The sequence below is a fragment of the Lelliottia sp. JS-SCA-14 genome (genome assembly GCF_035593345.1).
Taxonomy (GTDB): Bacteria; Pseudomonadota; Gammaproteobacteria; order Enterobacterales; family Enterobacteriaceae; genus Enterobacter; species Enterobacter wanjuensis.
Window position 1 is genome coordinate 2,078,850 of sequence record NZ_CP141606.1, and the last position, 22,910, is coordinate 2,101,759.

At 55.4% G+C, this 22,910-nt stretch carries 23 protein-coding genes; 13 read left to right on the forward strand and 10 right to left on the reverse strand.

The features are described from left to right. The first annotated feature begins 16 nt into the window (after positions 1–16). From U9O48_RS09815 to fdnI, 4 genes are all read left to right on the forward strand, one after another. Positions 17–211, forward strand: coding sequence for a YdiH family protein (locus tag U9O48_RS09815; protein WP_100780454.1), 195 nt, complete (start codon positions 17–19; stop codon positions 209–211). Between the two features lie 157 nt (positions 212–368). Next, positions 369–3,419, forward strand: coding sequence for a formate dehydrogenase-N subunit alpha (fdnG, locus tag U9O48_RS09820; protein WP_285150191.1), 3,051 nt, complete (start codon positions 369–371; stop codon positions 3,417–3,419). A gap of 12 nt (positions 3,420–3,431) precedes the next feature. Beyond that, the gene (gene fdxH / locus U9O48_RS09825) at positions 3,432–4,319 is read left to right on the forward strand and encodes a formate dehydrogenase subunit beta (protein WP_285144717.1); all 888 of its coding nucleotides are present in this window, start codon (positions 3,432–3,434) and stop codon (positions 4,317–4,319) included. After that, positions 4,312–4,944 carry a formate dehydrogenase-N subunit gamma gene (fdnI, locus tag U9O48_RS09830; RefSeq protein WP_285144716.1) on the forward strand — a complete coding sequence of 211 codons (633 nt, stop codon included), beginning with the start codon at positions 4,312–4,314 and terminating at the stop codon, positions 4,942–4,944. Before fdxH ends, fdnI begins: the two co-directional genes overlap by 8 nt. A 91-nt stretch (positions 4,945–5,035) precedes the next feature. Here the strand turns inward: fdnI and fdhF are convergent, their stop codons facing one another. The 4 genes from fdhF to ycgZ form a co-directional block, all read right to left on the reverse strand. Then, positions 5,036–7,186, reverse strand: coding sequence for a formate dehydrogenase subunit alpha (gene fdhF, locus U9O48_RS09835; protein WP_324724206.1), 2,151 nt, complete (start codon positions 7,184–7,186; stop codon positions 5,036–5,038). A gap of 224 nt (positions 7,187–7,410) precedes the next feature. Then, the gene (locus U9O48_RS09840) at positions 7,411–7,689 is read right to left on the reverse strand and encodes a biofilm development regulator YmgB/AriR family protein (protein WP_282491965.1); all 279 of its coding nucleotides are present in this window, start codon (positions 7,687–7,689) and stop codon (positions 7,411–7,413) included. Positions 7,690–7,724: 35 nt separating this feature from the next. After that, positions 7,725–8,042, reverse strand: a complete 318-nt coding sequence (locus U9O48_RS09845; protein ID WP_285144713.1) for a hypothetical protein — start codon at positions 8,040–8,042, stop codon at positions 7,725–7,727. A 170-nt stretch (positions 8,043–8,212) separates the two neighbouring features. After that, a complete protein-coding gene (gene ycgZ, locus U9O48_RS09850) occupies positions 8,213–8,452 on the reverse strand; it encodes a regulatory protein YcgZ (protein ID WP_282491963.1) in 240 nt (79 codons plus the stop codon). 344 nt (positions 8,453–8,796) lie between these two features. Here ycgZ and U9O48_RS09855 point away from each other — a divergent pair, with 344 nt between their 5' ends. Both U9O48_RS09855 and U9O48_RS09860 read left to right on the forward strand, forming a co-directional pair. Then, positions 8,797–10,017, forward strand: a complete 1,221-nt coding sequence (locus U9O48_RS09855; protein ID WP_324724208.1) for a diguanylate phosphodiesterase — start codon at positions 8,797–8,799, stop codon at positions 10,015–10,017. 167 nt (positions 10,018–10,184) lie between these two features. Next, the gene (locus U9O48_RS09860; protein WP_285144711.1) at positions 10,185–10,916 is read left to right on the forward strand and encodes a MerR family transcriptional regulator; all 732 of its coding nucleotides are present in this window, start codon (positions 10,185–10,187) and stop codon (positions 10,914–10,916) included. 55 nt (positions 10,917–10,971) lie between these two features. Here the strand turns inward: U9O48_RS09860 and U9O48_RS09865 are convergent, their stop codons facing one another. The 3 genes from U9O48_RS09865 to U9O48_RS09875 all read right to left on the reverse strand — a co-directional run bounded on the left by U9O48_RS09865 (position 10,972) and on the right by U9O48_RS09875 (position 12,203). Then, complete coding sequence (locus U9O48_RS09865; RefSeq protein WP_100780447.1) at positions 10,972–11,244, reverse strand: DUF883 family protein; 273 nt, start codon at positions 11,242–11,244, stop codon at positions 10,972–10,974. A gap of 89 nt (positions 11,245–11,333) precedes the next feature. Next, on the reverse strand, positions 11,334–11,834 hold the full coding sequence (locus U9O48_RS09870; RefSeq protein ID WP_324724210.1) for a YbjP/YqhG family protein: 501 nt from the start codon (positions 11,832–11,834) through the stop codon (positions 11,334–11,336). Then, the gene (locus U9O48_RS09875) at positions 11,835–12,203 is read right to left on the reverse strand and encodes an NlpC/P60 family protein (RefSeq protein ID WP_285150195.1); all 369 of its coding nucleotides are present in this window, start codon (positions 12,201–12,203) and stop codon (positions 11,835–11,837) included. A gap of 520 nt (positions 12,204–12,723) precedes the next feature. Between U9O48_RS09875 and sufA the strand changes: the two genes are divergently transcribed. From sufA to ldtE, 7 genes are all read left to right on the forward strand, one after another. Next, positions 12,724–13,092 (forward strand): Fe-S cluster assembly scaffold SufA, encoded by a 369-nt coding sequence (gene sufA / locus U9O48_RS09880; protein WP_282491960.1) that lies wholly within the window; start codon positions 12,724–12,726, stop codon positions 13,090–13,092. Between the two features lie 8 nt (positions 13,093–13,100). Continuing rightward, entirely contained in the window at positions 13,101–14,588 is a 1,488-nt protein-coding gene (gene sufB, locus U9O48_RS09885) for a Fe-S cluster assembly protein SufB (protein WP_285150196.1), read from the forward strand. Between the two features lie 9 nt (positions 14,589–14,597). Further along, entirely contained in the window at positions 14,598–15,344 is a 747-nt protein-coding gene (sufC, locus tag U9O48_RS09890) for a Fe-S cluster assembly ATPase SufC (protein WP_282491959.1), read from the forward strand. Next, positions 15,319–16,590 carry a Fe-S cluster assembly protein SufD gene (sufD, locus tag U9O48_RS09895; protein WP_285150197.1) on the forward strand — a complete coding sequence of 424 codons (1,272 nt, stop codon included), beginning with the start codon at positions 15,319–15,321 and terminating at the stop codon, positions 16,588–16,590. The genes sufC and sufD overlap by 26 nt, the downstream gene beginning before the upstream one ends. Continuing rightward, complete coding sequence (sufS, locus tag U9O48_RS09900) at positions 16,587–17,807, forward strand: cysteine desulfurase SufS (RefSeq protein ID WP_324724212.1); 1,221 nt, start codon at positions 16,587–16,589, stop codon at positions 17,805–17,807. The genes sufD and sufS overlap by 4 nt, the downstream gene beginning before the upstream one ends. A gap of 14 nt (positions 17,808–17,821) precedes the next feature. Continuing rightward, the gene (sufE, locus tag U9O48_RS09905) at positions 17,822–18,238 is read left to right on the forward strand and encodes a cysteine desulfuration protein SufE (RefSeq protein WP_282491956.1); all 417 of its coding nucleotides are present in this window, start codon (positions 17,822–17,824) and stop codon (positions 18,236–18,238) included. Positions 18,239–18,335: 97 nt separating this feature from the next. Beyond that, a complete protein-coding gene (ldtE, locus tag U9O48_RS09910; protein WP_324724214.1) occupies positions 18,336–19,355 on the forward strand; it encodes a L,D-transpeptidase LdtE in 1,020 nt (339 codons plus the stop codon). A 59-nt stretch (positions 19,356–19,414) separates the two neighbouring features. On the opposite strand, the gene U9O48_RS09915 is transcribed toward ldtE, so the two are convergent. From U9O48_RS09915 to U9O48_RS09925, 3 genes are all read right to left on the reverse strand, one after another. After that, entirely contained in the window at positions 19,415–19,651 is a 237-nt protein-coding gene (locus U9O48_RS09915) for a major outer membrane lipoprotein (RefSeq protein ID WP_095281761.1), read from the reverse strand. A gap of 308 nt (positions 19,652–19,959) precedes the next feature. Continuing rightward, positions 19,960–21,381: a pyruvate kinase PykF gene (gene pykF, locus U9O48_RS09920; protein WP_154125223.1), complete on the reverse strand. Its 1,422-nt coding sequence runs from the start codon at positions 21,379–21,381 to the stop codon at positions 19,960–19,962. Between the two features lie 377 nt (positions 21,382–21,758). Further along, a complete protein-coding gene (locus tag U9O48_RS09925; protein WP_285158483.1) occupies positions 21,759–22,904 on the reverse strand; it encodes a trans-sulfuration enzyme family protein in 1,146 nt (381 codons plus the stop codon). Between the last annotated feature and the right edge of the window lie 6 nt (positions 22,905–22,910).

Below are 22,910 nucleotides of genomic sequence, written 5' to 3' on the forward strand. Positions count from 1 at the left end.
ACATAGAGAGGATGTTATGGATACCGAAATGAGCCCCACCCAACTGGCAGTAGAGTTTTTACGTCGCGATAAGAGCAATTTGTCCCCGGCGCAGTACCTGAAAAAGCTGAAACAGCTTGAACTGGAGTTTGCCGACCTGCTCGCGCTCTCTTCCAACGAACTGAAAGAAGAGATCTACTTTGCCTGGCGGTTAGGCGTTCACGTCCATTAATCTCCCGCTTGTTGAAAAGGCCGCTAATGCGGCCTTTTTTGTTTTTGTCCTTTGTGAGTTCATGGTCTTATAACCACAAATGGATAATGGTTTCTGAATTCTAATAACCCTATAATCTCCATCCCTTTTCGAGTCTTAAGTTTAAGCTGGAGGATAAATGGAGCTTAGCCGGAGGCAGTTCTTTAAGATCTGCGCGGGCGGTATGGCAGGAACCACTGTTGCATCTCTCGGATTTTTATCATCATTTTCTGCGCACGCAGAAGCCCGTCAATACAAACTCTTAAAAGCAAAAGAGACGCGTAATAACTGTACGTACTGCTCAGTTGGCTGCGGCATGCTGATGTACAGCCTCGGCGACACCGCCAAAAACGTCACAGAAAGTATCTATCACGTCGAAGGCGATCCGGATCATCCGGTCAGCCGCGGTTCCCTGTGTCCGAAAGGGGCCGGAGTGCTGGATTATATCCACAGCGACAACCGTCTGCTCTATCCCGAATACCGCGCGCCCGGCTCTGACAAGTGGCAGCGCATCTCCTGGGATGACGCCATCGAACGCATCGCCCGGCTGATGAAAGCGGATCGCGACGCCAACTTTATCGAGAAAAACGCCCAGGGTCTGACGGTCAACCGCTGGACCACCACCGGCATGCTCTGCTCTTCGGCGGCCAGCAATGAAACCGGGATTCTCGACGGCAAATTTGCCCGCGCGCTGGGGATGGTGGCCATCGACTGCCAGGCGCGTCTGTGCCATGGCCCGACCGTCGCCGCGCTGGCCCCGACCTTCGGACGCGGGGCAATGACCAACAACTGGGTCGATATTAAAAATGCCAACGTGGTGCTGATCATGGGTGGCAACGCCGCCGAAGCGCACCCGGTCGGCTTCAAATGGGTGATCGAAGCGCAGACCAAAAACGATGCGACCGTAGTTGTGGTGGATCCGCGCTTTAACCGCAGCGCTGCCGTGGCGGATCTGTATGCCCCGATCCGCGCCGGATCTGACACCGCCTTCTTGCTCGGTGCCATCCGCTATCTGATCGAACATGACGCCATCCAGCACGAATACGTGCGCGCCTACACCAACGCCAGCCTGATTATTCGCGACGACTATGCTTTCGATGACGGGCTGTTCAGCGGGTACGACGCCGAAAAACGTCAGTACGACAAATCGAGCTGGTTCTATCAGCTGGACGAGCAGGGGCATGCCCTGCGTGACGATACCCTGAGCCATCCGCGCTGCGTCTGGAACTTACTCAAAGCGCACGTCGATCGCTACACGCCGGAGATGGTCAACCGTCTCTGCGGCACCTCGCTGGAAGATTTCAACCGCATCTGCGAGATCCTCGCCAGCACCAGCGTGCCGAATCGCACGGCGACCATTTTGTACGCTCTCGGCTGGACGCACCACTCGGCCGGGGCGCAGATCATCCGCGCGGCGGGGATGCTGCAACTCCTGCTCGGGAATATCGGGATGGCGGGCGGCGGGGTGAATGCCCTGCGCGGTCACTCCAATATTCAGGGCTATACGGATCTCGGCCTGCTCTCCACCAATCTGCCCGGCTACATGCCGCTGCCGTCGGAAAAACAGCAGGATTATCAGACCTATATCTCGCAAATCACGCCGCCATCCCTGGGCCTCAATGAGGTCAACTACTGGCAAAACACGCCGAAATTCTTTGTCAGCATGATGAAAAGTTTCTGGGGCGATCGCGCCACGGCGGAGAACAACTGGGGCTACGACTGGCTGCCGAAGTGGGATCGTCTGTATGACGTGATGACCCAGGCGAAGCTGATGCTCGACGGCAAAATCAACGGTTACATCGTGCAGGGCTTCAACCCGCTGGCGGCGTTCCCGGACAAGAACAAATCGGCGCGCGCGCTGGCGAAACTCAAGTACATGGTGGTGATCGACCCGCTGGTGACCGAGTCCTCGACCTTCTGGCAGCACCACGGCGAGATGAACGACGTCGATCCGAAAGAGATCCAGACCGAAGTGTTCCGCCTGCCATCGTCCTGCTTTGCAGAAGAGGACGGCTCGATCGCCAACTCGGGCCGCTGGCTGCAGTGGCACTGGGCGGCGGCAGAACCACCGGGCGAGGCGATGCACGACGGCAAAATCCTCGGGCGTCTGTTTACGCGTCTGCGTGAACTTTATCAGCAGGAGGGCGGCGCAAACCCTGAGCCGGTGCTGAACATGTCGTGGAATTACAAAAATCCGCGCGACCCGCACCCGGAGGAGATCGCCCGCGAAGCCAACGGCATGGCGCTCGCCGATCTGTATGACGACAAAGGCCAGCTGGTTGCTAAAAAAGGGCAGCAGCTCAGCAGCTTTGCGCAGCTGCGCGACGACGGCTCGACCAGCAGCTTCTGCTGGGTCTACTGCGGAAGCTGGACCGAGCAGGGCAACCAGATGGCGAATCGCGACAACAGCGATCCTTACGGCCTGGGCTGTACGCCGGGCTGGGCGTGGTCGTGGCCTGCGAACCGTCGCATTCTCTATAACCGCGCGTCGGCGGATGTCGCCGGAAAACCATGGGACCCGGAACGTGCCCTGCTGCACTGGGACGGGAAAAAATGGGCGGGTATGGACGTGGCGGATTACAACGCCTCGGCGCCGGGCACGAACGTTGGGCCGTTTATCATGAACCCGGAAGGGGTGGCGCGTCTGTTCTCCATCGACAAGATGAACGACGGCCCGTTCCCGGAGCATTACGAACCGCTTGAATCACCGATTGGCACTAACCCGCTGCATCCGAATGTGATCTCCAGCCCGGTGGCGCGCGTGTTCAGGGAAGATGTCGCCAATATGGGCAAAGCGGCTGACTTCCCGTATGTCGCCACGACTTACTCGATCACAGAACTGTTCCGCCACTGGACCAAACATGCGCGGCTCAACGCCATCGCCCAGCCGGATCAGTTTATCGAGATGGGGGAAGCGCTGGCGCTGCAGAAGGGCATTGTCGCCGGGGACGTGGTGAAAGTGACCTCGAAACGCGGGTATATCAAAGCCAAAGCGGTGGTCACCAAACGCCTGCAAACCCTGACCATTGATGGGCGTCAGATCGACACCATTGGCATCCCATGCCACTGGGGTTTTGAAGGGGCCACGCGCAAAGGATTCCTTGCCAATACGTTGACGCCGTCCGTTGGTGACGCCAACTCGCAAACGCCGGAATACAAAGCGTTTTTAGTCAATATCGAGAAGGCGTAAGGGAGGCCGCGTATGTCTATGCAATCACAAGATATTATCAAACGTTCGGCCACCAACGTCATGACCCCGCCGCCGCAGGCGCGCGATTTTAAAGCGGAAGTGGCGAAGCTAATCGACGTTTCAACCTGCATCGGCTGCAAAGGCTGTCAGGTGGCGTGCTCGGAGTGGAACGATATTCGCGACGAGGTGGGCGTGTGCGAGGGCGTCTATGACAACCCGATGGATTTGAGTGCCAAATCCTGGACGGTGATGCGCTTTAGCGAAACCACGCAGAACAACAAACTGGAGTGGCTGATCCGCAAGGACGGCTGCATGCACTGCGCGGAGCCGGGCTGCCTGAAGGCCTGTCCGTCCGCCGGGGCAATTATCCAGTACGCCAACGGGATTGTCGATTTTCAGTCTGAGCACTGCATCGGCTGCGGATACTGCATCGCCGGGTGTCCGTTCAATATTCCGCGTCTCAATCCTGACGACAACCGGGTCTACAAATGCACCCTGTGCGTGGATCGGGTGAGCGTCGGCCAGGAGCCTGCCTGCGTCAAAACCTGCCCGACGGGTGCGATTCATTTCGGCACCAAAAAAGAGATGCTGGAGCTGGGCGAATCGCGCGTGATGCAACTGAAAAAACGCGGCTACGCGCAGGCGGGGGTCTATAACCCGCAGGGCGTGGGCGGGACGCACGTGATGTACGTCCTGCATCACGCCGACCAGCCGGCGCTGTACCACAACCTGCCGACGGATCCGAAGATCGATCTGCCGGTGAATCTGTGGAAGGGGATCCTCAAGCCGCTCTCCGCCGCCGGGTTTATCGCCACCTTCGCGGGGCTGATTTACCACTACATCGGCGTGGGGCCAAACAAGGAGACGGACGACGACGAAGAGGAGAATCCGCATGAGTAAGAGCAAAATGATCCTGCGCACGAAGTTTATCGACCGCGCCTGTCACTGGACGGTGGTGATCTGCTTTTTCCTGGTGTCGTTATCCGGTATTGCGCTCTTTTTCCCGACCCTCCAGTGGCTGACGGAGACCTTCGGCACACCGCAGATGGGGCGCATCCTGCACCCGTTTTTCGGGGTGCTGATCTTTTTCGCGCTGATGTTTATGTTTGTCCGTTTTGTGCATCACAATATCCCGGATAAACAGGATCTGCCGTGGATCAAGGGTATTGTGGAGGTGCTGAAAGGCAACGAGCATAAGGTGGCGGACGTCGGGAAATACAACGCCGGGCAGAAGATGATGTTCTGGTCGATCATGAGCCTGATTTTCGTCCTGCTGGCGACGGGAGTGATCATCTGGCGGCCTTACTTTACCCACTACTTCCCGATCTGGCTGGTGCGCTGGAGCCTGCTCATTCACGCCACGGCGGCGATTGTGCTGATCCACGCCATCCTGATTCATATCTATATGGCGTTCTGGGTGAAGGGATCGATAACCGGCATGATCGAAGGGAAGGTGAGCCGTCGCTGGGCGAAGAAACATCACCCGCGCTGGTATCGTGAGGTCGAGGCGAAAGAGGACGAGTAAACGGGGTTGCCGGGTGGCGGCTGCGCCTTACCCGGCCTACGGTTGAGGTGTTTGTAGGCCCGATAAGCGTAGCGCCATCGGGCTTTTTTCGTTACACGTTCACCGCATCAATCAACCGGGTTTTCATCGACTGATACGCCGATGCGGCATAATCTTCCGCCCAGCGCTGATCGTCGATCGCCTCCAGCTGCACCGCGCAATATTTAGTTTCCGGCGTTTTTGACGTCGGGTCGAGATTGTCCTGCGTCAGCTCGTTACAGGCTCCAATCCACCACTGATACGTCATATACACCGCGCCCTCGTTAATGCGCTCGCTGATGTTCGCCCGGGTGATCACCTTCCCGCGACGCGAACGCACCCACACCAGCTGTCCGTCCGATACGCCAAGCGCCGCAGCGTCCGCCGGATTAATCTGCACGCGACCCGGTTCATCCGCCAGGCTTTGCAGCGCGGCGCAGTTACCGGTCATCGAACGACACGAATAGTGGCCGACTTCGCGCACCGTACACAGCACCAGCGGATAGTCCGCGTCCGGCACTTCCGCAGGCGCGCGCCACGGGGCGGCAAACAGCTGGCCTTTGCCATTCGGCGTGTCGAACTGATTATCTTTGTACAGGTAGGGCGTACCGGGATGATCCAGCGTCGGACACGGCCACTGAACGTGACCCATTTCGCCCATTTTTTCGTATGTTACGCCGAAGAACAGCGGGCACAGCTCGCGCATTTCGTCCCAGATTTGCTGATTGGAATCGTAATGCATCGGATAGCCCATCGCGCTGGCGAGCAGGCTGATGATCTCCCAGTCGCGCTTCACGTTCCCGCTGGCCTCGATTGCTTTGCCGAAGCGCTGGAAGCCGCGATCCGCGCAGGTGAACACACCGCCGTGCTCGCCCCAGGAGGTGGCTGGCAGCAACACATCCGCCACTTCGGCGGTTTTGGTCATAAAGATGTCCTGCACCACCACGAAGTCGAGCGCCTCAAAGCCGCGGCGCACCAGGCCCAGATCCGCTTCGGTCTGGAGCGGATCTTCCCCCATGATGTAATAGGCTTTGATTTTGCCTTCCAGCGCCAGGTGCGGCACTTCGGTGATGCGCGTCCCGACCTGGTCGTCCATGTCGTTGACGTCAATACCCCACGCCTTGGCGAACTTTGCGCGCACGGCGGCGTCGGTCACCTCCTGGTAGCCCGGGAACATGTTCGGCAGCACGCCCATATCGCACGCGCCCTGGACGTTATTTTGTCCGCGAACCGGGCCGACGCCGACGGCAGGGCGGCCAAGATTGCCGGTCAGCAGCGCCAGGCTGGAGAGGCCTTTTACCACGTCGACGGCCTGACCAAACTGCGTCACGCCCATACCCCACATCACCGTGGCGGACGGCGCGGCGGCGAAAGTGCGCATCGCCTGACGCACATCGCGCGCCGGAATGCCGGTCAGATGCTCGACGTTTTCTGGCGCATAATCTTTGACGATCTGGCGATAGGTTTCGAGGCCGTCGGTGAAGCGCGCGACGTAGTTTTTGTCGTACAGCTCCTCCTCCAGCAGCACGTAGCCAAAGGCATTGATCAACGCCATGTTGCTGCCGTTGTTGAGCTGCAAATGCTGATCGGCGATGCGGGCGGTTTCGATGCGACGCGGATCGCAAACGATGATCTTCGCGCCGTTCTGCCTGGCCTTGATCACTCGACGGGCGACGATCGGGTGAGAATCCGCGCAGTTGTAGCCAAACACCAGCAGGCATTTTGAGTTCTCGATATCGTTGATCGAGTTACTCATCGCCCCGTTGCCGAGTGTCTCCTGCAAACCGGCCACCGACGGGCCGTGGCAGACGCGGGCGCAGCAGTCCACGTTATTGGTGTTGAGCACGCCGCGGGCGAATTTCTGCATCACGTAGTTGGTTTCGTTACCGGTACCGCGTGACGAGCCGGTGGTCATAATCGAGCGCGGACCATATTGCTCTTTGATGGCTTTCAGCTTGCTGGCGGTGTAGCGGATCGCTTCGTCCCAGGTGACAGGAGTGAATTTGTCGCCTTTATTGTAGCGGATCATCGGTTGGGTGAGGCGAGGGGTGAGCAGACGGGTATCGTTGAGGAAGTCCCAGCCGTAAAAGCCTTTCAGACACAGGGTGCCCTGGTTGGTGACGCCGTCGGCGGCTTCGGCACGAATGATGCGGTTGTTCTCAACCACGAGATTTAATTTACAGCCTGCGCCACAGTAGGGGCAGACGCTTGCGATTTTTTTCATCAATAACAGACCTGTTAAGAGTTGAACGAGCGTCATCTGACAGACCGTTAAAGCAGGTTCTGTGCCAGAATTTTAGTTCGTTGATTTAACAGGGATTACTGATTTTTGAGGACCGGGCTCGACATGACATTCGACATAAGTGTCGACAAAATGAGAAGGCCAGTGAGAAAACCGCAGCAAGGGCGATACTCTCTTCTGGCCTCCTGTAAAGCAAAAATCGCGTCTTAAATATCGTCCATGGTATAGCCGACGACGATTTCGAGGGTTTTGCGGATCACATCGCCCATCACCACGTCGTCGGTGGATTCGAGGGCATTAATCAGCCACAGAATAATGGCTTTATTGGTCAGATGCCCTTCGGAGGCCATGATACAGCTCACCGCAGAAGCAAAAAGGGCAGACTCTTCAGCCAGTCTATCGCCCGCATTACGGAAATACTCAGACAGGGGATTATCACTAAAACCAGCGTACATAGCGGGTTGAACTTGAATATTTTGTCTCATTTATTCTCACCGTAAGGGTTATTGATCGGTTGCTGTTAATGAATGTTTTTTGAACCGCCGGGCTTACCATCGCCAAACAGCGGGAAAACATTATCGTTTTGCTCACTTTTTAGACCGTTCAGATCCCTCTGAGGACGGGCTCTCTTACGTTGGGCAAACGGCGTACCGCTGGCGTTGATTTCGCCGATCACCGCCGCGAGGGCTTCGCGACGGCGAGGGTCGGCCTCACTCGCCTCCATGTCCCGCAATCGCCGCAAAAGCGATTGCTTGCTGACAGGGCCGTGCTCTTTCAAAAGAGATAAAACCGCCTCTCCAATTAATTCATCTATTAGTTGCTCTGTTTCACTTCTCATAACTGCATCTCTGATTGCCGCTGGGTGATGTTACACCGTGCGGCATTAAGTCAGATCCCCTCGCGAGGGGGTCTGCTGAAGATTGCCAGGTCTTTCAGTGCCTGCAACGTTCCTTCGTCAGAATTGCCTTAAAAACCAGGTGATCTGCTCAATGGGTTTGCTATTGGATCTTAGCGATCAAATAGCAAACCAATCAGGGTGTGGTAGTGGCTCTCTTCTTCCGGGCCAGACGCCGTGTCGAGGCGGCTAAGCAGCTTGGTGCACAGGGTCTTGCGATTCAGATTACGGCCATCGCTCAGGATCTCCACCACGATCTGACCGAGGGTTTCCTGCTGCGTCGGTAGCGCGGCTTTCTCAAAGTACTGGACAATCGCATTGGCGCTGTCGGGAATGTAGCTGTTCTGACGCATGTATCACTCCTGTAAAATTAAGTAGTCAGCTAAGTTACAATTTAAGTTATACGTTTTTTAAAAAGTTGTACATTTCTGATGTACAGTTTTTTAGGTTAATTTTGATCAAAAAGTGCTATTCGTTGATAATCAGTAGGTTATTGGCGATGGCAGTTGATATCAGTACAGAATATATTGTACAAGATGTTTCATTCTGAAAATCTGTCCGATCGAAGAGGACGGATAGCCGATAGCGGCTAAACTGATTGTGATGTGAATTATTTGTTAATCAATTAATGTGATATAACAAAGACCTGGGCGTCCTGAGCCCAACGGCAAACACCCCTTTAACTCCCGGAATCACTATGCTCACAACAATTATCTACCGCAGTCATCTCTGCGAAACCGTTCCGGTGAAAGCGCTGGAAGAGATGGTCGCGGCGGCCAATATCAAAAACGGGGAATCCGATGTCACCGGGATTTTACTGTTTAATGGAACCCACTTCTTTCAGCTGCTCGAAGGTCCCGAGGAGAGCGTTTTCCGCATTTACGCCGATATCTGCAAGGACCCACGTCATTACAATCTCGTTGAACTTTTGTGCGATTACGCCCCGTCGCGTCGCTTCGGTAAAGCCGGAATGGAGCTGTTCGATTTAAGAACCTATGAGCGCGAAGAGGTGCTCCAGCAGGTTCTGGATAAAGGGACGACTAAGTACCAGCTGACCTACAACGACCGCGCATTGCAGTTCTTCCGCACCTTTGTCGAAGCCACGGAAAAAGCCAACTATTACGAAATTCCCGCCGGAGATACGTGGGACTTTATCCCGGACGAGGACGATCTCCCCTCCGGGCCGCTGGCGGTGGATGAAACCGCAGACTGCGGTTTTGCGTTTCAGCCGATTGTCGATCCGTTTGCCCGGGAAGTGGTCTCGTTCGAGGCGCTGATCCGCACCCATACCGGCGATTCTCCGCAGGCGTATTTCAAGGCTTATACCGGGAACGATATTTATCAGGCGGACCTCGACAGCAAGAAAGTGGCGTTCGCCATGGCGGGTAAACTGGGCCTGAAAGAGCAGGCGCTGTCCGTCAACCTGCTGCCGATGACGCTGGTGAATGTGCCCGGCGCGGTAGGCTTTTTGTTGAATGAAATCGAAGCCAACGGCCTGGTGCCGGAGCAGATTGTGGTCGAGTTTACCGAGAGCGAGGTGATTTCGCGCTTTGATGAATTTAAAGACGCAGTCAGGCAGCTGAAAAGTGCCGGTATTAGCGTGGCAATCGATCACTTTGGCGCCGGATTCGCCGGACTGTTACTGCTGGCGCAGTTCCAGCCAGACCGAATCAAGATTAATCGCGATCTGGTGGCGGATGTCCATCGCAGCGGACCGCGCCAGGCGATTATTCAGGCCATCATCAAATGCTGTACATCGCTGGAGATCCTGGTCTGCGCCGTGGGTGTCGAAAAAGCGGAAGAGTGGATGTGGCTTGAGTCGGCGGGGATCTCCCAGTTCCAGGGCCATCTGTTTGCCAGCCCACGTTTTGGCGGTATTCCAGCGGTGGCGTGGCCGGAGAAAAAAGCCGGGCTGTAACCCCTTTCACAGTGACATAGGTTGTACAAATCAGACCAGGGACAACAAATCTTGTACAAATTCGGCTTGAACCCTGGTGATTTGTTAGTTATACAATGAGTTTGTACAATCTGCTAAAGTTGAACAGGTTTGGTATGGAAGTATTGCGTTTAAGCATGAGGGAGTTAATGGCCTTATACAGTATCGGCGAAGTCGCCGAACGATGCGGAATCAACCCCGTCACACTGCGCGCCTGGCAGCGACGCTACGGTTTGTTAAAACCGCAGCGCAGTGAAGGGGGCCACCGTCAGTTTGACGAAGAGGATATCCAGCGCATCGAAGAGATCAAACGCCTGATGAAAACCGGCATTTCGGTTGGCAAGGTAAAGGCGTTGCTTGAAGTCGGTAATCCTCTGGTCGACAGCAACTGGGTCTCTTTCCAGGAAGAGATGATGACGGTGCTGCGTTTTGCCAGTCCGGCAAAACTGCGACTTAAAATTGCGGAATTCCGTCGTGACCACGCCGTTGAAGCCCTCATTGACCACATTTTCATCCCCGTTCGTCAACGTTTAAGCCTCGATCACAATACCGCCCGACACATGTCCAGCCTGCTGGACGGCGTGCTGATCGATTTTATTGCCACGCTACTGGTCGAAGCGCGTAAAAAACCGGGCAAAGAGGCGTTGTTGATTGGCTGGGATACGGATGATCGTACGCGTTTATGGCTTGAAGCAGGGCGTTTGTCACAGCAGGGATGGCATGTTGATGTGCTGGCTGAGCCGATTGACTCGCCGAAACCGGAACTGTTCCCCGGTCAAAAACTCTTTGTCTGGACCGGCCATGCGCCGTCAAGACGTCAACAGGAACAGCTAGACCACTGGCGAGAGCAAGGTTTTTCCGTCTCTTTCATCGCAGGCTAACCGTCCTGTCGATAGCATAAAGGCCCTTGCGGGCCTGTCGTATTCGTTCTGCTGCTTATTTCCGGCCTACCAGTAAACCAATGATAAGACCAATCGCACCCGCCGCCATCAATCCGGTCAATGGATTATCACGGACTCTGTCTGAGACCTCTGACGCGACGTCTGATGCCTGTGCTGCGTATTTGCGAGCGGCACCTTTCAACTGATGCTTCGGTGAATCCACCGCATCGCCAAACTGTGACTGAGCCTCGCCCGCAAATTCATCGGCTTTGTTCAGGGCTTTCTTCGCCAGGCGATCGGCTTCATTTTCAAAATCATGTGATGACATAGTTATCTCCTTTAGGTGTCAGACTAAAGTTTAGTCCCTCATTGCACACCCGCTCAGGATTCGGTGTTTTCCTGGAAAAACGGCCTATGTCATTTTTGAATACTCTGTGCGTACGTCCGGGCGGCAGCAATTGCTTTGTCATCAAAGATATTTTGCTCAAATCCGTCTGAGACACTAACGACGCGGTAAATTTTCCAGGTTTGATCCTCCAGGCGCAGGTAGTCACGCAGCTGATACTTTTTGCCATCCTGCATGCCCAGCCAGACATCAATCACTTTTCCGCCTGCGCCATCCCGAGCCTTTCCAACCTCAAGTGCGGGAATCCATTCTTCGGCATAGTCCTGGCTGTAAGTGAAGTAATCAGCCTCAACAATTTCCTGCTCTTCAAGACTTTGAATTGTTTTCAGCCTCGCGAGGGTATCTTTTGCCACATATTGCTTCATTTGTGGTGAGTCGAGGGAATCTGCGTGGCTGTCAGAAACGAAGGCGTTAAGGTAAAAAACATAGAAATCTTTAACGGTGGCTTCCGGTGCCGGGATATGCGATGCACAGCCGGTTAAGAAAAGGGCGAGCAATATAAGGGCGCGCATCTAATTTTTCCTGTAAATGACGTATGCCGGGCGGGCGGTGCGATAACCAGGGCCACTCCACATATCGCGCTGAACAAAATCAGAGTACCAGGTCGTGCCATCAAAAATAGCCATGTGGCCGCTGTGATTCCCACGAGCATACGGCTGAATAACGACAACATCCCCAGCGCGTGGATTTTCTCCCGTACCGATAGCTCTAAAGCCCGATCCTTCGAGTAAGCGCCCATAATCTCTGGCGTCCTTAGTGTGCCCTATATCGATGCCGCCTGCTTTGATAGCCTGGCGTGTGAATTCTGCACACCGATGCTGAGAAGTCGTTCCTGCATGCCAACGGGCGTAGCTTGCCGCTGCGGTTGCGTTCCATCCCATAAAAAACTCCTGTTGAACGATGATGATTTTCGTAATAAATCACCGCACGTGGCGCTTTTCGTGGCATTAGGTGCTATAGGTAAAATAAATAACATGAGTAAAATTATAGAGATAGATTATGTAACGAATTTAAAACGGAAAGGAAAACGTTTCATCTAGAGATTTTAGAGGGCATTAAAAAAGCTACAATAACTGCCATGCGGACATTCTCAGCTTCTGCTTTTCCCTTAATCGTATGATTTAACAACTTTTAAAAATCCAATTAAATAAATAGGTATTCCCGATACATATTTTCCCCTTGCACCATTCTCACGCTTTAACCCCCTCAAATGCGTTATACATCAATAGATTAAACAATTTCGACATAGCTAAGTAACCTGCGTGGCAGGGTCTATGCTTAATAAAAGTAGCCAAAAAGGGCGGTTTAGCCGAAAGCCCCTGCTGTCAGGGGGTTGAAGTGATAATCGTTATCACTAACATGGTGTAATGCCCCTGGTGGCTTAATAGATGAGGTGGACCTATGGAATTGCATTCAGAAACCTTTAATCCCGCTGATTTTGCCTGGCGTGGTTTGACGCTGACGCCCACGGCGGCGGCGCATATTCACGAGCTGGTGGCGAAAAAGCCGGAAATTGTGGGCTTGCGTTTAGGCGTTAAACAGACTGGCTGCGCCGGATTTGGCTACGTGCTGGATACGGTCAGCGTGCCCGAAAAAGATGATCTGGTATTCGAAACCGACGGGGCGAAGCTGTTTGTCGCCCTGCAGGCGATGCCGTTTATCGATGGCACTGAAGTCGACTACGTGCGCGAAGGCTTAAACCAGTTATTCAAATTCAATAACCCGAAAGCGCAGAATGAATGCGGCTGCGGCGAAAGCTTTGGGGTATAGGCGGTACTATGTCTCGTAATACTGAAGCAACTGACGATGTGAATACCTGGAGTGGCGGGCACCTCAACTATAAAGAGGGCTTCTTCACCCAGCTGCAAACGGACGAATTAGCGAAAGGCATCAACGAAGAGGTGGTGCGCGCGATTTCGGCCAAACGTAACGAGCCGGAGTGGATGCTCGAGTTTCGCCTGAGCGCGTTTCGCGCGTGGCTGGAGATGGAAGAGCCCCACTGGCTGAAGGCGCACTACGACAAACTCAACTATCAGGATTACAGCTACTACTCCGCGCCATCCTGCGGCAGCTGTGACGATACCTGCGCCTCACAGCCTGGCGCGGTGCAGCAAACCGGGGGCAACACCTTCCTGAGCAAAGAGGTCGAAGAGGCCTTCGAGCAGCTCGGCGTGCCGGTGCGCGAAGGGCGAGAAGTCGCGGTCGACGCCATCTTTGACTCCGTATCGGTCGCCACCACCTACCGTGGCAAGCTGGCCGAACAGGGGATTATCTTCTGCTCCTTTGGCGAAGCCATTCACGATCACCCGGAGCTGGTGAAGAAATACATCGGTACCGTGGTCCCGAGTAACGACAACTTCTTTGCGGCGCTGAACGCGGCGGTCGCCTCCGACGGGACCTTTATCTACGTGCCGAAAGGCGTGCGTTGCCCGATGGAACTCTCGACCTATTTCCGCATCAATGCCGAAAAAACCGGCCAGTTCGAGCGCACCATTCTGGTCGCCGACGAAGGCAGCTACGTAAGCTACATTGAGGGCTGTTCCGCACCGGTGCGCGACAGCTACCAGCTGCACGCCGCGGTGGTGGAAGTGATCATCCACAAAGACGCGGAAGTGAAATACTCCACGGTGCAGAACTGGTTCCCTGGCGATGGCAACACCGGCGGTATCCTGAACTTCGTCACCAAGCGCGCCCTGTGCGAAGGCGAAAACAGCAAAATGTCCTGGACCCAGTCCGAGACCGGATCCGCGATCACCTGGAAATACCCGAGCTGCATTCTGCGCGGCGACAACTCGATCGGCGAGTTCTACTCCGTGGCGCTGACCAGCGGGTATCAGCAGGCCGATACCGGCACCAAGATGATCCACATCGGCAAAAACACCAAATCGACCATCATCTCGAAAGGCATCTCCGCCGGACACAGCCAGAACAGCTATCGCGGGCTGGTGAAAATCATGCCGACGGCGACCAACGCGCGTAACTTCACCCAGTGTGATTCGATGCTGATCGGTACCGACTGCGGGGCGCACACCTTCCCGTATGTCGAATGCCGCAATAACAGCGCCCAGCTGGAGCACGAGGCGACCACCTCGCGCATCGGGGAAGATCAGCTGTTCTACTGCCTGCAGCGCGGTATCAGCGAAGAAGATGCGATTTCGATGATTGTGAACGGCTTCTGTAAGGACGTGTTCTCTGAGTTGCCGCTGGAATTTGCCGTAGAAGCACAAAAACTGTTGGCCATCAGCCTTGAACACAGTGTCGGTTAAGGAATAAACATGTTAAGCATTAAAGATTTACAGGTCAGTGTGGAAGATAAAGCGATCCTGCGCGGGCTGAATATTGAAGTCCGTCCGGGCGAAGTGCACGCCATTATGGGGCCGAACGGCTCCGGGAAAAGTACGCTCTCCGCGACGCTTGCCGGGCGTGAAGATTACGAAGTGGTCGGCGGTTCCGTCGAGTTTAAAGGCAAAGATCTCCTCGAACTGTCACCGGAAGATCGCGCCGGGGAAGGGATCTTTATGGCCTTCCAGTACCCGGTCGAAATTCCGGGCGTCAGCAACCAGTTCTTCCTGCAAACCTCGCTGAATGCGGTGCGCAAATACCGCGGCGAAGAGGAGCTGGATCGCTTTGATTTCCAGGATCTGATGGAAGAGAAGATCAAGCTGTTGAAAATGCCCGAAGATCTGCTCACCCGTTCCGTTAACGTCGGTTTCTCCGGCGGCGAGAAAAAGCGCAACGATATCCTGCAGATGGCGGTGCTTGAGCCTGAGCTGTGCATCCTGGATGAAACGGACTCCGGTCTGGACATCGATGCGCTGAAAATTGTTGCCGACGGCGTGAACTCCCTGCGCGACGGCAAACGCTCGTTCATTATCGTCACCCACTACCAGCGTATTCTGGACTACATCAAACCGGATTACGTCCACGTCCTGTATCAGGGCCGCATCGTGAAATCCGGTGACTTTACTCTGGTCAAACAACTGGAGGAGCAGGGCTATGGCTGGCTTACCGAACAGCAGTAACGCGCTGCAGCAGTGGCATCGCCTGTTTGAAACCCAGGGCGAAACGCGATCCGAGCAGGCGCAACAACACCTGCAACAGATGCTGCGCCTCGGTCTGCCGACGCGCAAACATGAAAACTGGAAATACACGCCGCTGGACGGCCTGCTCGACAGCCAGTTCGTCACCCGTCTGGCGGAGGTCGCTCCGGCGCAGCGCGATGCCCTGGCGCTGAATGTGGACGCCGTGCGGCTGGTGTTTGTCGATGGGCGCTACCGTCCTGAACTGAGCGACAGCACCGAGGCGAGCGGCTTTGAGGTCGAGATTAATGACCAGCGCCAGTCTCTGCCTGCACCGGTTCAGCCGGAAGTGTTCCTGCATCTGACCGAAAGCCTGGCGTCGGGCGTGACGCACATCCGCGTGAAGCGCAACCAGCGCCCGGCGAAACCGCTGCTGCTTCTGCACATCACCCAGGGGCTGGACGGCGATGAGGTCAACACCGCGCACTATCGTCATCATCTTGAGCTGTCCGAGGGCGCGGAAGCGACGATCATTGAGCACTACGTCAGCCTGAATGAGACCAAACATTTTACCGGCGCGCGCCTGACGATGAACGTGGCGGCTAATGCCCAGCTGCATCATATCAAGCTGGCGTTTGAAAACCCGGCCTGCCATCACTTTGCTCATAACGACATTTTGATCGGCCCGGACGCGGCGGCATACAGCCACAGCTTCCTGCTCGGCGGAGCGGTGCTGCGTCACAACACCAGCACCCAGCTGAACGGCGAAAACACCACGCTTCGGATCAACAGCCTGGCGATGCCGGTTAAGTCAGAAGTGTGCGACACCCGCACCTGGCTTGAGCACAACAAGGGCTACTGCAACAGCCGTCAGATGCACAAGGTTATCGCCAACGACAAAGGTCGCGCGGTATTTAACGGCCTGATTAACGTGGCGCAACACGCCATCAAAACCGACGGGCAGATGACCAACAACAATCTGCTGCTGGGGCGTCTGGCGGAAGTGGACACCAAGCCGCAGCTGGAAATTTACGCCGATGACGTCAAGTGCAGCCACGGCGCGACGGTTGGGCGCATCGACGATGAACAGATGTTCTATCTGCGCTCGCGTGGGATCGACAAAAACGCCGCGCAGAAGATGATCATTTACGCGTTTGCCGCGGAGCTGACGGAAGCTCTGCGCGATGAAACCCTGAAACAGCAGGTGCTGGCACGCATTGGTCAGCGTTTGCCAGGAGGCGAAGCATGAGTTTTCCCGTAGAGAAAGTGCGGGCGGATTTTCCCGTCCTGACCCGTGAAGTGAACGGTCTGCCGCTTGCCTATCTCGACAGCGCGGCCAGCGCGCAGAAGCCGAACCAGGTGATCGACGCCGAGGCGGAGTTCTACCGCCACGGCTATGCGGCGGTGCATCGCGGCATTCACACCCTGAGTGCCGAAGCGACACAGCGCATGGAAAACGTGCGCACGCAGATCGCGGCCTTCCTTAACGCCCGTTCGCCCGAAGAACTGGTCTTTGTACGCGGCACCACCGAGGGTATTAACCTGGTGGCGAACAGCTGGGGCAGCGCGCAGGTCCACGCGGGTGACAACATCATCATCACCCAGATGGAACACCACGCCAACATCGTGCCCTGGCAGATGCTCTGCGAGCGCGTGGGCGCCCAGCTGCGGGTGATCCCGTTGAATCAGGACGGAACGTTGCAACTGGAGCGGCTGGATTCCCTGCTCGACAAGCGCACGCGGCTGGTGGCCATCACTCAGATCTCCAACGTCCTCGGCACGGAAAACCCGGTGGCGGAGATCATCGCCAAAGCGCATCAGACCGGCGCGAAAGTGCTGGTGGACGGTGCCCAGGCGGTGATGCATCACACCATCGACGTTCAGGCCCTGGACTGCGATTTTTACGTCTTCTCCGGTCACAAACTCTATGGCCCGACCGGGATTGGCGTGCTGTATGTGAAAGAGGATATCCTGCAGGCGATGCCGCCGTGGGAAGGGGGCGGGTCGATGATCGCCACCGTCAGCCTGACGCAGGGCACCACCTACGCGAAAGCGCCGTGGCGTTTTGAAGCGGGTACGCCGAATACCGGCGGGATTATCGGGCTGGGCGCAGCGATAGAGTACGTCTCGGCCATCGGTCTCGATGCGATCGCCGAGTATGAAGAGACGCTGATGCGTTACGCCCTGGATCAGCTGGCCAGCGTGCCGGATCTCGCTCTTTACGGCCCAGACTCGCGCAAAGGAGTAATTGCCTTTAATCTGGGTAAGCATCACGCCTACGACGTCGGCAGTTTCCTCGATAACTACGGCGTCGCCGTGCGTACCGGGCATCACTGCGCGATGCCGCTGATGGCGTTTTACCAGGTCCCGGCGATGTGCCGCGCGTCGCTGGTGATGTATAACACGACAGAAGAGATCGACAGGCTGGTGACGGGGCTGAAACGCATCCATCACCTGCTGGGATAAAAGAGAGGCAAGACATGGCCGCGTTGCCGGACAGAGAAAAGCTGTTGCGTAACTTTAGTCGTTGCGCCAACTGGGAAGAGAAATACCTGTATATCATTGAGCTGGGGCAGCGTCTGCCTGCCCTCAGCGACGAAGCGCATAGCCCGGAGAATACGATCCAGGGCTGTCAGAGCCAGGTCTGGATCGTCATGAACCAGCGGGACGACGGGGTGATTGAGCTTGAGGGCGACAGCGATGCGGCTATCGTCAAAGGGCTGGTGGCCGTGGTGTTTATTCTGTACCACCAGATGTCAGCCCAGGACATCGTCGCCTTCGATGTGCGTCCGTGGTTTGAAAAAATGGCGCTGACTCAACACCTAACGCCTTCCCGTTCTCAGGGGCTGGAAGCGATGATCCGCGCAATCCGCTCCAAAGCGTCCAACATTAGCTAAACTAAAAAGACTGCATTCATTCTGTTTCGCGAGGTGGTTCTCACCTCGCTGGTTTTTCGGCTTTCTGGCGTTCTGCCAGTGAATAAGGAATCTCAGTATGAAGCGCGCGTCGATAATTACACTCTTACTCATCAGCACTTTCGGTGGCCTTAATTCTGCCAGCGCGATGGATTATCCGTTGCCGCCAGCGGGCAGCCGCCTTATTGGTCAAAATCAAACCTATGCCATTCAGGAAGGGGACAAAAATCTGCAGGCGATCGCCCGACGATTTAATACGGCGGCGCAGCTGATCCTCGAAACCAATAATACGATTGCCCCGGTCTACCCCGCGCCGGGAACGGTGATTACCATCCCGTCGCAAATGCTGCTCCCGGATACGCCGCGCGAAGGCATTGTGGTGAATCTGGCTGAGCTGCGGCTCTATTATTTCCCGCCGGGCGAAAATATCGTCCAGGTCTATCCGCTGGGAATCGGTCAACTGGGACTGGAAACGCCGGTCAGCACCACCCGCGTGAGCCAGAAAATCCCGAATCCAACCTGGACGCCTACGCCGGGCATCAGAGCGCGTTCGCTGGCAATGGGTATCAAGTTGCCGCCTGTGGTCCCGGCAGGCCCTAATAACCCGCTGGGGCGCTTTGCGCTGCGTCTGGGGATAGGTAACGGGGAGTATCTGATTCATGGCACCAGCGCGCCGGACAGCGTCGGGCTGCGCGTGAGCTCCGGATGTATGCGCATGAATGCGCCGGACATTAAAGCGCTGTTCGAGCAGGCTCGCGTGGGCACGCGCGTGCAGATCATCAACGAGCCGGTGAAGTACTCGGTAGAGCCTGACGGGAAACGCTATGTCGAGGTCCATCGCCCGCTGGCGCAGGTCGAAGGGGAGAATCCGCAAACCACGCCGATTGTTCACAACGCCGGCTTTGCGTCGTTCGCCTCGCTTGACGGGAATGACAAAACGCTGATTGATAAAGCGCTGTCGCGTCGCGCGGGCATTCCTGTTGCAGTCTCAACGGGAAACGTGCCATCGGCGTCGGTGGCTAATCCAGTGCTGTCGGTGCAGAACAATAGCGCGTCAAGCGCAGTCTCAGAAGGCGAGAAAGAAGTGGTGATGCAGTAGGGCGGAAAAAGGGCAAAAAAAATGGCGCACAATGTGCGCCATTTTATTAACAGGTACTATTACTTACGGTATTTAGTAGCCTGGTTGTCCAGACGCTGGTTAGCGCGTGCTGCGTCGTCTTTAGCAGCCTGAACGTCAGAACGGATTGCGTTCACGTCGTTGCTCAGCTGGTCAACTTTAGCGTTCAGAGTCTGAACGTCAGAAGACAGTTGGTCGATTTTAGCATTGCTAGAACAACCAGCCAGCATAGTAGAAGCCAGGATTACCGCGCCCAGTACCAGTTTAGTACGATTCATTATTAATACCCTCTAGATTGAGTTAATCTCCATGTAGCGTTACAAGTATTACACAAAGTTTTTTAGGTTGAGAATATTTTTTTGATGGGAATACACCTATTTTTGATCGTTCGCTCAAAGAAACAACGAATCTGCCCCTTTTGCCGAAAAAGCTATGTTAAAAAAGACATTTTTCATCGGATTCATCTTAGATAATCGTCTCTTAAATAGAAAAACTCGATTTGCATTTTGAATAAATATGGCGACGCCATAAATAAAAAAAGCGCCCAAGGGGCGCTTTTTTACGAAAACAATTCGTTTGGTAATGATTACAGCACGTGAACAGAGGCAGTATTGGTCGTTCCGCTTGGAACCAGAGCACCAGAAACCATCACTACCACGTCGCCTTTACGCGCCAGACCACAATCAACCAACTGCAGAGCCACTTCTTTACCCAGACGGTAGAAATCGTCGGTAGAAGCGATCTCTTTCACCAGGTGTGGGATCACGCCTTTGCTCAGAACCAGCTGACGAGCAGTGGTTTCGTTGGTGGTCAGCGCCAGGATGGTGGCGTTAGGGAAGTATTTACGCACAGCTTTAGCGGATTTACCGCCCTGGGTCGCTACCACGATCAGCGGCGCATCCAGCTTCTCAGCGGTTTCTACAGCACCACGGCACACCGCTTCGGTGATACGCAGTTTACGGCTGTCGTTGCTGTTATCCAGACGGCTGGTCATCACGCGGTCAGTACGCTCGCAGATGGTGGCCATGATGGTCACGGCTTCCAGCGGGTATTTGCCTTTTGCGGATTCGCCAGACAGCATCACTGCATCGGTACCGTCGAGGATGGCGTTCGCCACGTCACCGGCTTCTGCGCGGGTAGGGCGTGGGTTTTTGATCATGGAGTCGAGCATCTGTGTTGCAGTGATAACCACTTTACGTGCACGCACACATTTCTCGATCATCATCTTCTGCGCGAAGATCACTTCTTCAACCGGGATTTCAACGCCCAGGTCGCCACGCGCAACCATGATGCCGTCAGAGGCTTCGAGGATTTCGTCGAAGTTGTTCAGGCCTTCCTGGTTTTCGATTTTGGAGATGATCTGGATCTTCTCGCCGCCGTGGGCTTTCAGATGCTCACGGATTTCGGTCACGTCAGAACGTTTACGGATGAAGGACGCTGCAACGAAATCAACGCCTTGCTCGCAACCGAAGATCAGGTCTTGTTTGTCTTTTTCAGCCAGAGCTGGCAGTGCGATGGAAACGCCCGGCAGGTTAACGCCTTTGTTTTCGCCCAGGTCGCCGTTGTTCAGCACTTTACAAACAACGTTTTTGCCTTCGATAGCGGTGACTTCCATACCGATCAGGCCGTCATCCACCAGAACGGTGTTGCCAACGGACAGGTCAGTGGTGAAGCCTTCGTAAGTCACAGCAACGATGTCGCTGTTACCCACAACGGTTTTGTCAGTGGTGAAAGTGAAGGTCTGACCCGCTTTCAGGGAGACGTCGTTGCCGCCTTCCAGTTTGATGGTGCGGATTTCCGGGCCTTTGGTATCCAGCAGGATCGCTGCTTTTTTACCAGTCTTGCTCATCACGTTGCGCAAGTTCTGAATACGTTGACCGTGTTCAGCATAGTCGCCGTGAGAGAAGTTCAGACGCATCACGTTCATGCCGGCGTCCAGCATTTTGCTCAGCATCTCTTCAGATTCGGTTTTCGGGCCGATGGTACAAACAATTTTCGTCTTTTTCATGACAGTCTTAGTCTTTAAGTTGGGAAGGATATGGAAATCTCGCTCCGGGGGCGCACTGCCGCAGAGTCAAACCTGTGTTGCGAAATTTTAAATGACACGCACTAAGGATAGGTGACATCAAATGAGCGTGCAGAAGAAAGTGTGCCTGAGACCTGGCCCAACGAAGGAGAGGAGAAGTTGTACGTTGTTTTTTGTATTCCAAGCGCTGAAACCATTCACCCAGGGATTAGGCGCGTATTATACGCTGATTTTCAGATAAAAGGAAAATGGAAACGGTGTTTCAAAACCATTCTGTGCAGATTCACAAAGATTGTTATCAAGGCGTTAAGGCTAAACAGCATCTTGTTGCGGCAGACGCGATGTCTGCCGCAATGTGATTAATTTTTCAGCGCTTGTTCAAGGTCAGCGATCAGATCGTTCGCATCTTCAATCCCGACGGACAGGCGAATCAGCTGCGGCACGATGCCGTTGGCTAAACGCTGCTCCAGCGGAATCGACGCGTGGGTCATGCTGTAGGGCTGACTGACCAGGCTTTCAACGCCGCCCAGACTCTCAGCCAGGGTAAACAGTTTCAGCTTGCGGATTATCGCAGTGGCCTGTTGCGCATCACCTTTCACGACCACGGAGATCATCCCGCCCGGGAGCGCCATCTGCTCGCGCGCCAGCTGGTAATGCGGGTGAGATTCCAGCCACGGGAACCACACTTTTTCGACTTGCGGGTGCTGCTCCAGCCATTGCGCAATCGCCAGCGCGTTGGCGCTGTGTTTTTCGACTCGCAGGGCGAGGGTGCGAATGCCGCGCAGCGTCAGGAAACTGCTGAACGGGTCGAGCACACCGCCGACGGCGTTTTGCAGATAGCCCAGCTGCTCGGCCAGTTCGCGGTTATCGCCGACCACCGCCAGACCTGCCACCACGTCAGAATGGCCGTTGAGATATTTGGTCGCAGAGTGGACGACGATATCAAAACCAAACTCCAGCGGACGATGGATCACCGGCGAGGCAAAGGTATTATCCGCCACGCTGATGATGTTGTGGCGGCGCGCAATCTCCGCGATCCCCGCGAGGTCGGCCAGTTTCAGCAGCGGGTTGGTCGGGGTTTCCACCCAGATCATTTTGGTGTCAGGACGAATCGCCGCCTCCAGCGCCGCCAAATCCCCTGGTTTCACCCAGCTCACCTGCAAGCCGGTGCTGCGTTTGCGCACGTTTTCGATCAGGCGATAGGTCCCGCCGTACACATCGTCAATGGCGACGATATGGCTGTCTTTATCCAGTAGCTCCAGCACGGTGGAGATCGCCGCCAGACCGGATGCAAACGCATATCCGCGCGTGCCGCTCTCGAGTTCAGCAATTGCCGTTTCCAGGGCATGGCGCGTCGGGTTGCCGCTGCGGGAATATTCATAGCCCGTATGTTCCCCGGGAGAGGGTTGCGCAAACGTCGAGGTGGCGTAAATCGGCGGCATCACCGCCCCGTGCTGATCGTTAAATTCGCCGCTGTGGACGCTCAGAGTTGCCAGGGTTTTCATCGTTAT

Excerpts from the sequence above, each read along its gene's own strand:
- U9O48_RS09815 (WP_100780454.1), top strand. The coding sequence starts at position 17 with ATGGATACCGAAATGAGCCCCACCCAACTGGCAGTAGAGTTTTTACGT.
- fdnG (WP_285150191.1), top strand. The coding sequence starts at position 369 with ATGGAGCTTAGCCGGAGGCAGTTCTTTAAGATCTGCGCGGGCGGTATG.
- fdxH (WP_285144717.1), top strand. The coding sequence starts at position 3,432 with ATGTCTATGCAATCACAAGATATTATCAAACGTTCGGCCACCAACGTC.
- fdnI (WP_285144716.1), top strand. The coding sequence starts at position 4,312 with ATGAGTAAGAGCAAAATGATCCTGCGCACGAAGTTTATCGACCGCGCC.
- fdhF (WP_324724206.1), bottom strand. The coding sequence starts at position 7,186 with ATGAAAAAAATCGCAAGCGTCTGCCCCTACTGTGGCGCAGGCTGTAAA.
- U9O48_RS09840 (WP_282491965.1), bottom strand. The coding sequence starts at position 7,689 with ATGAGACAAAATATTCAAGTTCAACCCGCTATGTACGCTGGTTTTAGT.
- U9O48_RS09845 (WP_285144713.1), bottom strand. The coding sequence starts at position 8,042 with ATGAGAAGTGAAACAGAGCAACTAATAGATGAATTAATTGGAGAGGCG.
- ycgZ (WP_282491963.1), bottom strand. The coding sequence starts at position 8,452 with ATGCGTCAGAACAGCTACATTCCCGACAGCGCCAATGCGATTGTCCAG.
- U9O48_RS09855 (WP_324724208.1), top strand. The coding sequence starts at position 8,797 with ATGCTCACAACAATTATCTACCGCAGTCATCTCTGCGAAACCGTTCCG.
- U9O48_RS09860 (WP_285144711.1), top strand. The coding sequence starts at position 10,185 with ATGGCCTTATACAGTATCGGCGAAGTCGCCGAACGATGCGGAATCAAC.
- U9O48_RS09865 (WP_100780447.1), bottom strand. The coding sequence starts at position 11,244 with ATGTCATCACATGATTTTGAAAATGAAGCCGATCGCCTGGCGAAGAAA.
- U9O48_RS09870 (WP_324724210.1), bottom strand. The coding sequence starts at position 11,834 with ATGCGCGCCCTTATATTGCTCGCCCTTTTCTTAACCGGCTGTGCATCG.
- U9O48_RS09875 (WP_285150195.1), bottom strand. The coding sequence starts at position 12,203 with ATGGGATGGAACGCAACCGCAGCGGCAAGCTACGCCCGTTGGCATGCA.
- sufA (WP_282491960.1), top strand. The coding sequence starts at position 12,724 with ATGGAATTGCATTCAGAAACCTTTAATCCCGCTGATTTTGCCTGGCGT.
- sufB (WP_285150196.1), top strand. The coding sequence starts at position 13,101 with ATGTCTCGTAATACTGAAGCAACTGACGATGTGAATACCTGGAGTGGC.
- sufC (WP_282491959.1), top strand. The coding sequence starts at position 14,598 with ATGTTAAGCATTAAAGATTTACAGGTCAGTGTGGAAGATAAAGCGATC.
- sufD (WP_285150197.1), top strand. The coding sequence starts at position 15,319 with ATGGCTGGCTTACCGAACAGCAGTAACGCGCTGCAGCAGTGGCATCGC.
- sufS (WP_324724212.1), top strand. The coding sequence starts at position 16,587 with ATGAGTTTTCCCGTAGAGAAAGTGCGGGCGGATTTTCCCGTCCTGACC.
- sufE (WP_282491956.1), top strand. The coding sequence starts at position 17,822 with ATGGCCGCGTTGCCGGACAGAGAAAAGCTGTTGCGTAACTTTAGTCGT.
- ldtE (WP_324724214.1), top strand. The coding sequence starts at position 18,336 with ATGAAGCGCGCGTCGATAATTACACTCTTACTCATCAGCACTTTCGGT.
- U9O48_RS09915 (WP_095281761.1), bottom strand. The coding sequence starts at position 19,651 with ATGAATCGTACTAAACTGGTACTGGGCGCGGTAATCCTGGCTTCTACT.
- pykF (WP_154125223.1), bottom strand. The coding sequence starts at position 21,381 with ATGAAAAAGACGAAAATTGTTTGTACCATCGGCCCGAAAACCGAATCT.
- U9O48_RS09925 (WP_285158483.1), bottom strand. The coding sequence starts at position 22,904 with ATGAAAACCCTGGCAACTCTGAGCGTCCACAGCGGCGAATTTAACGAT.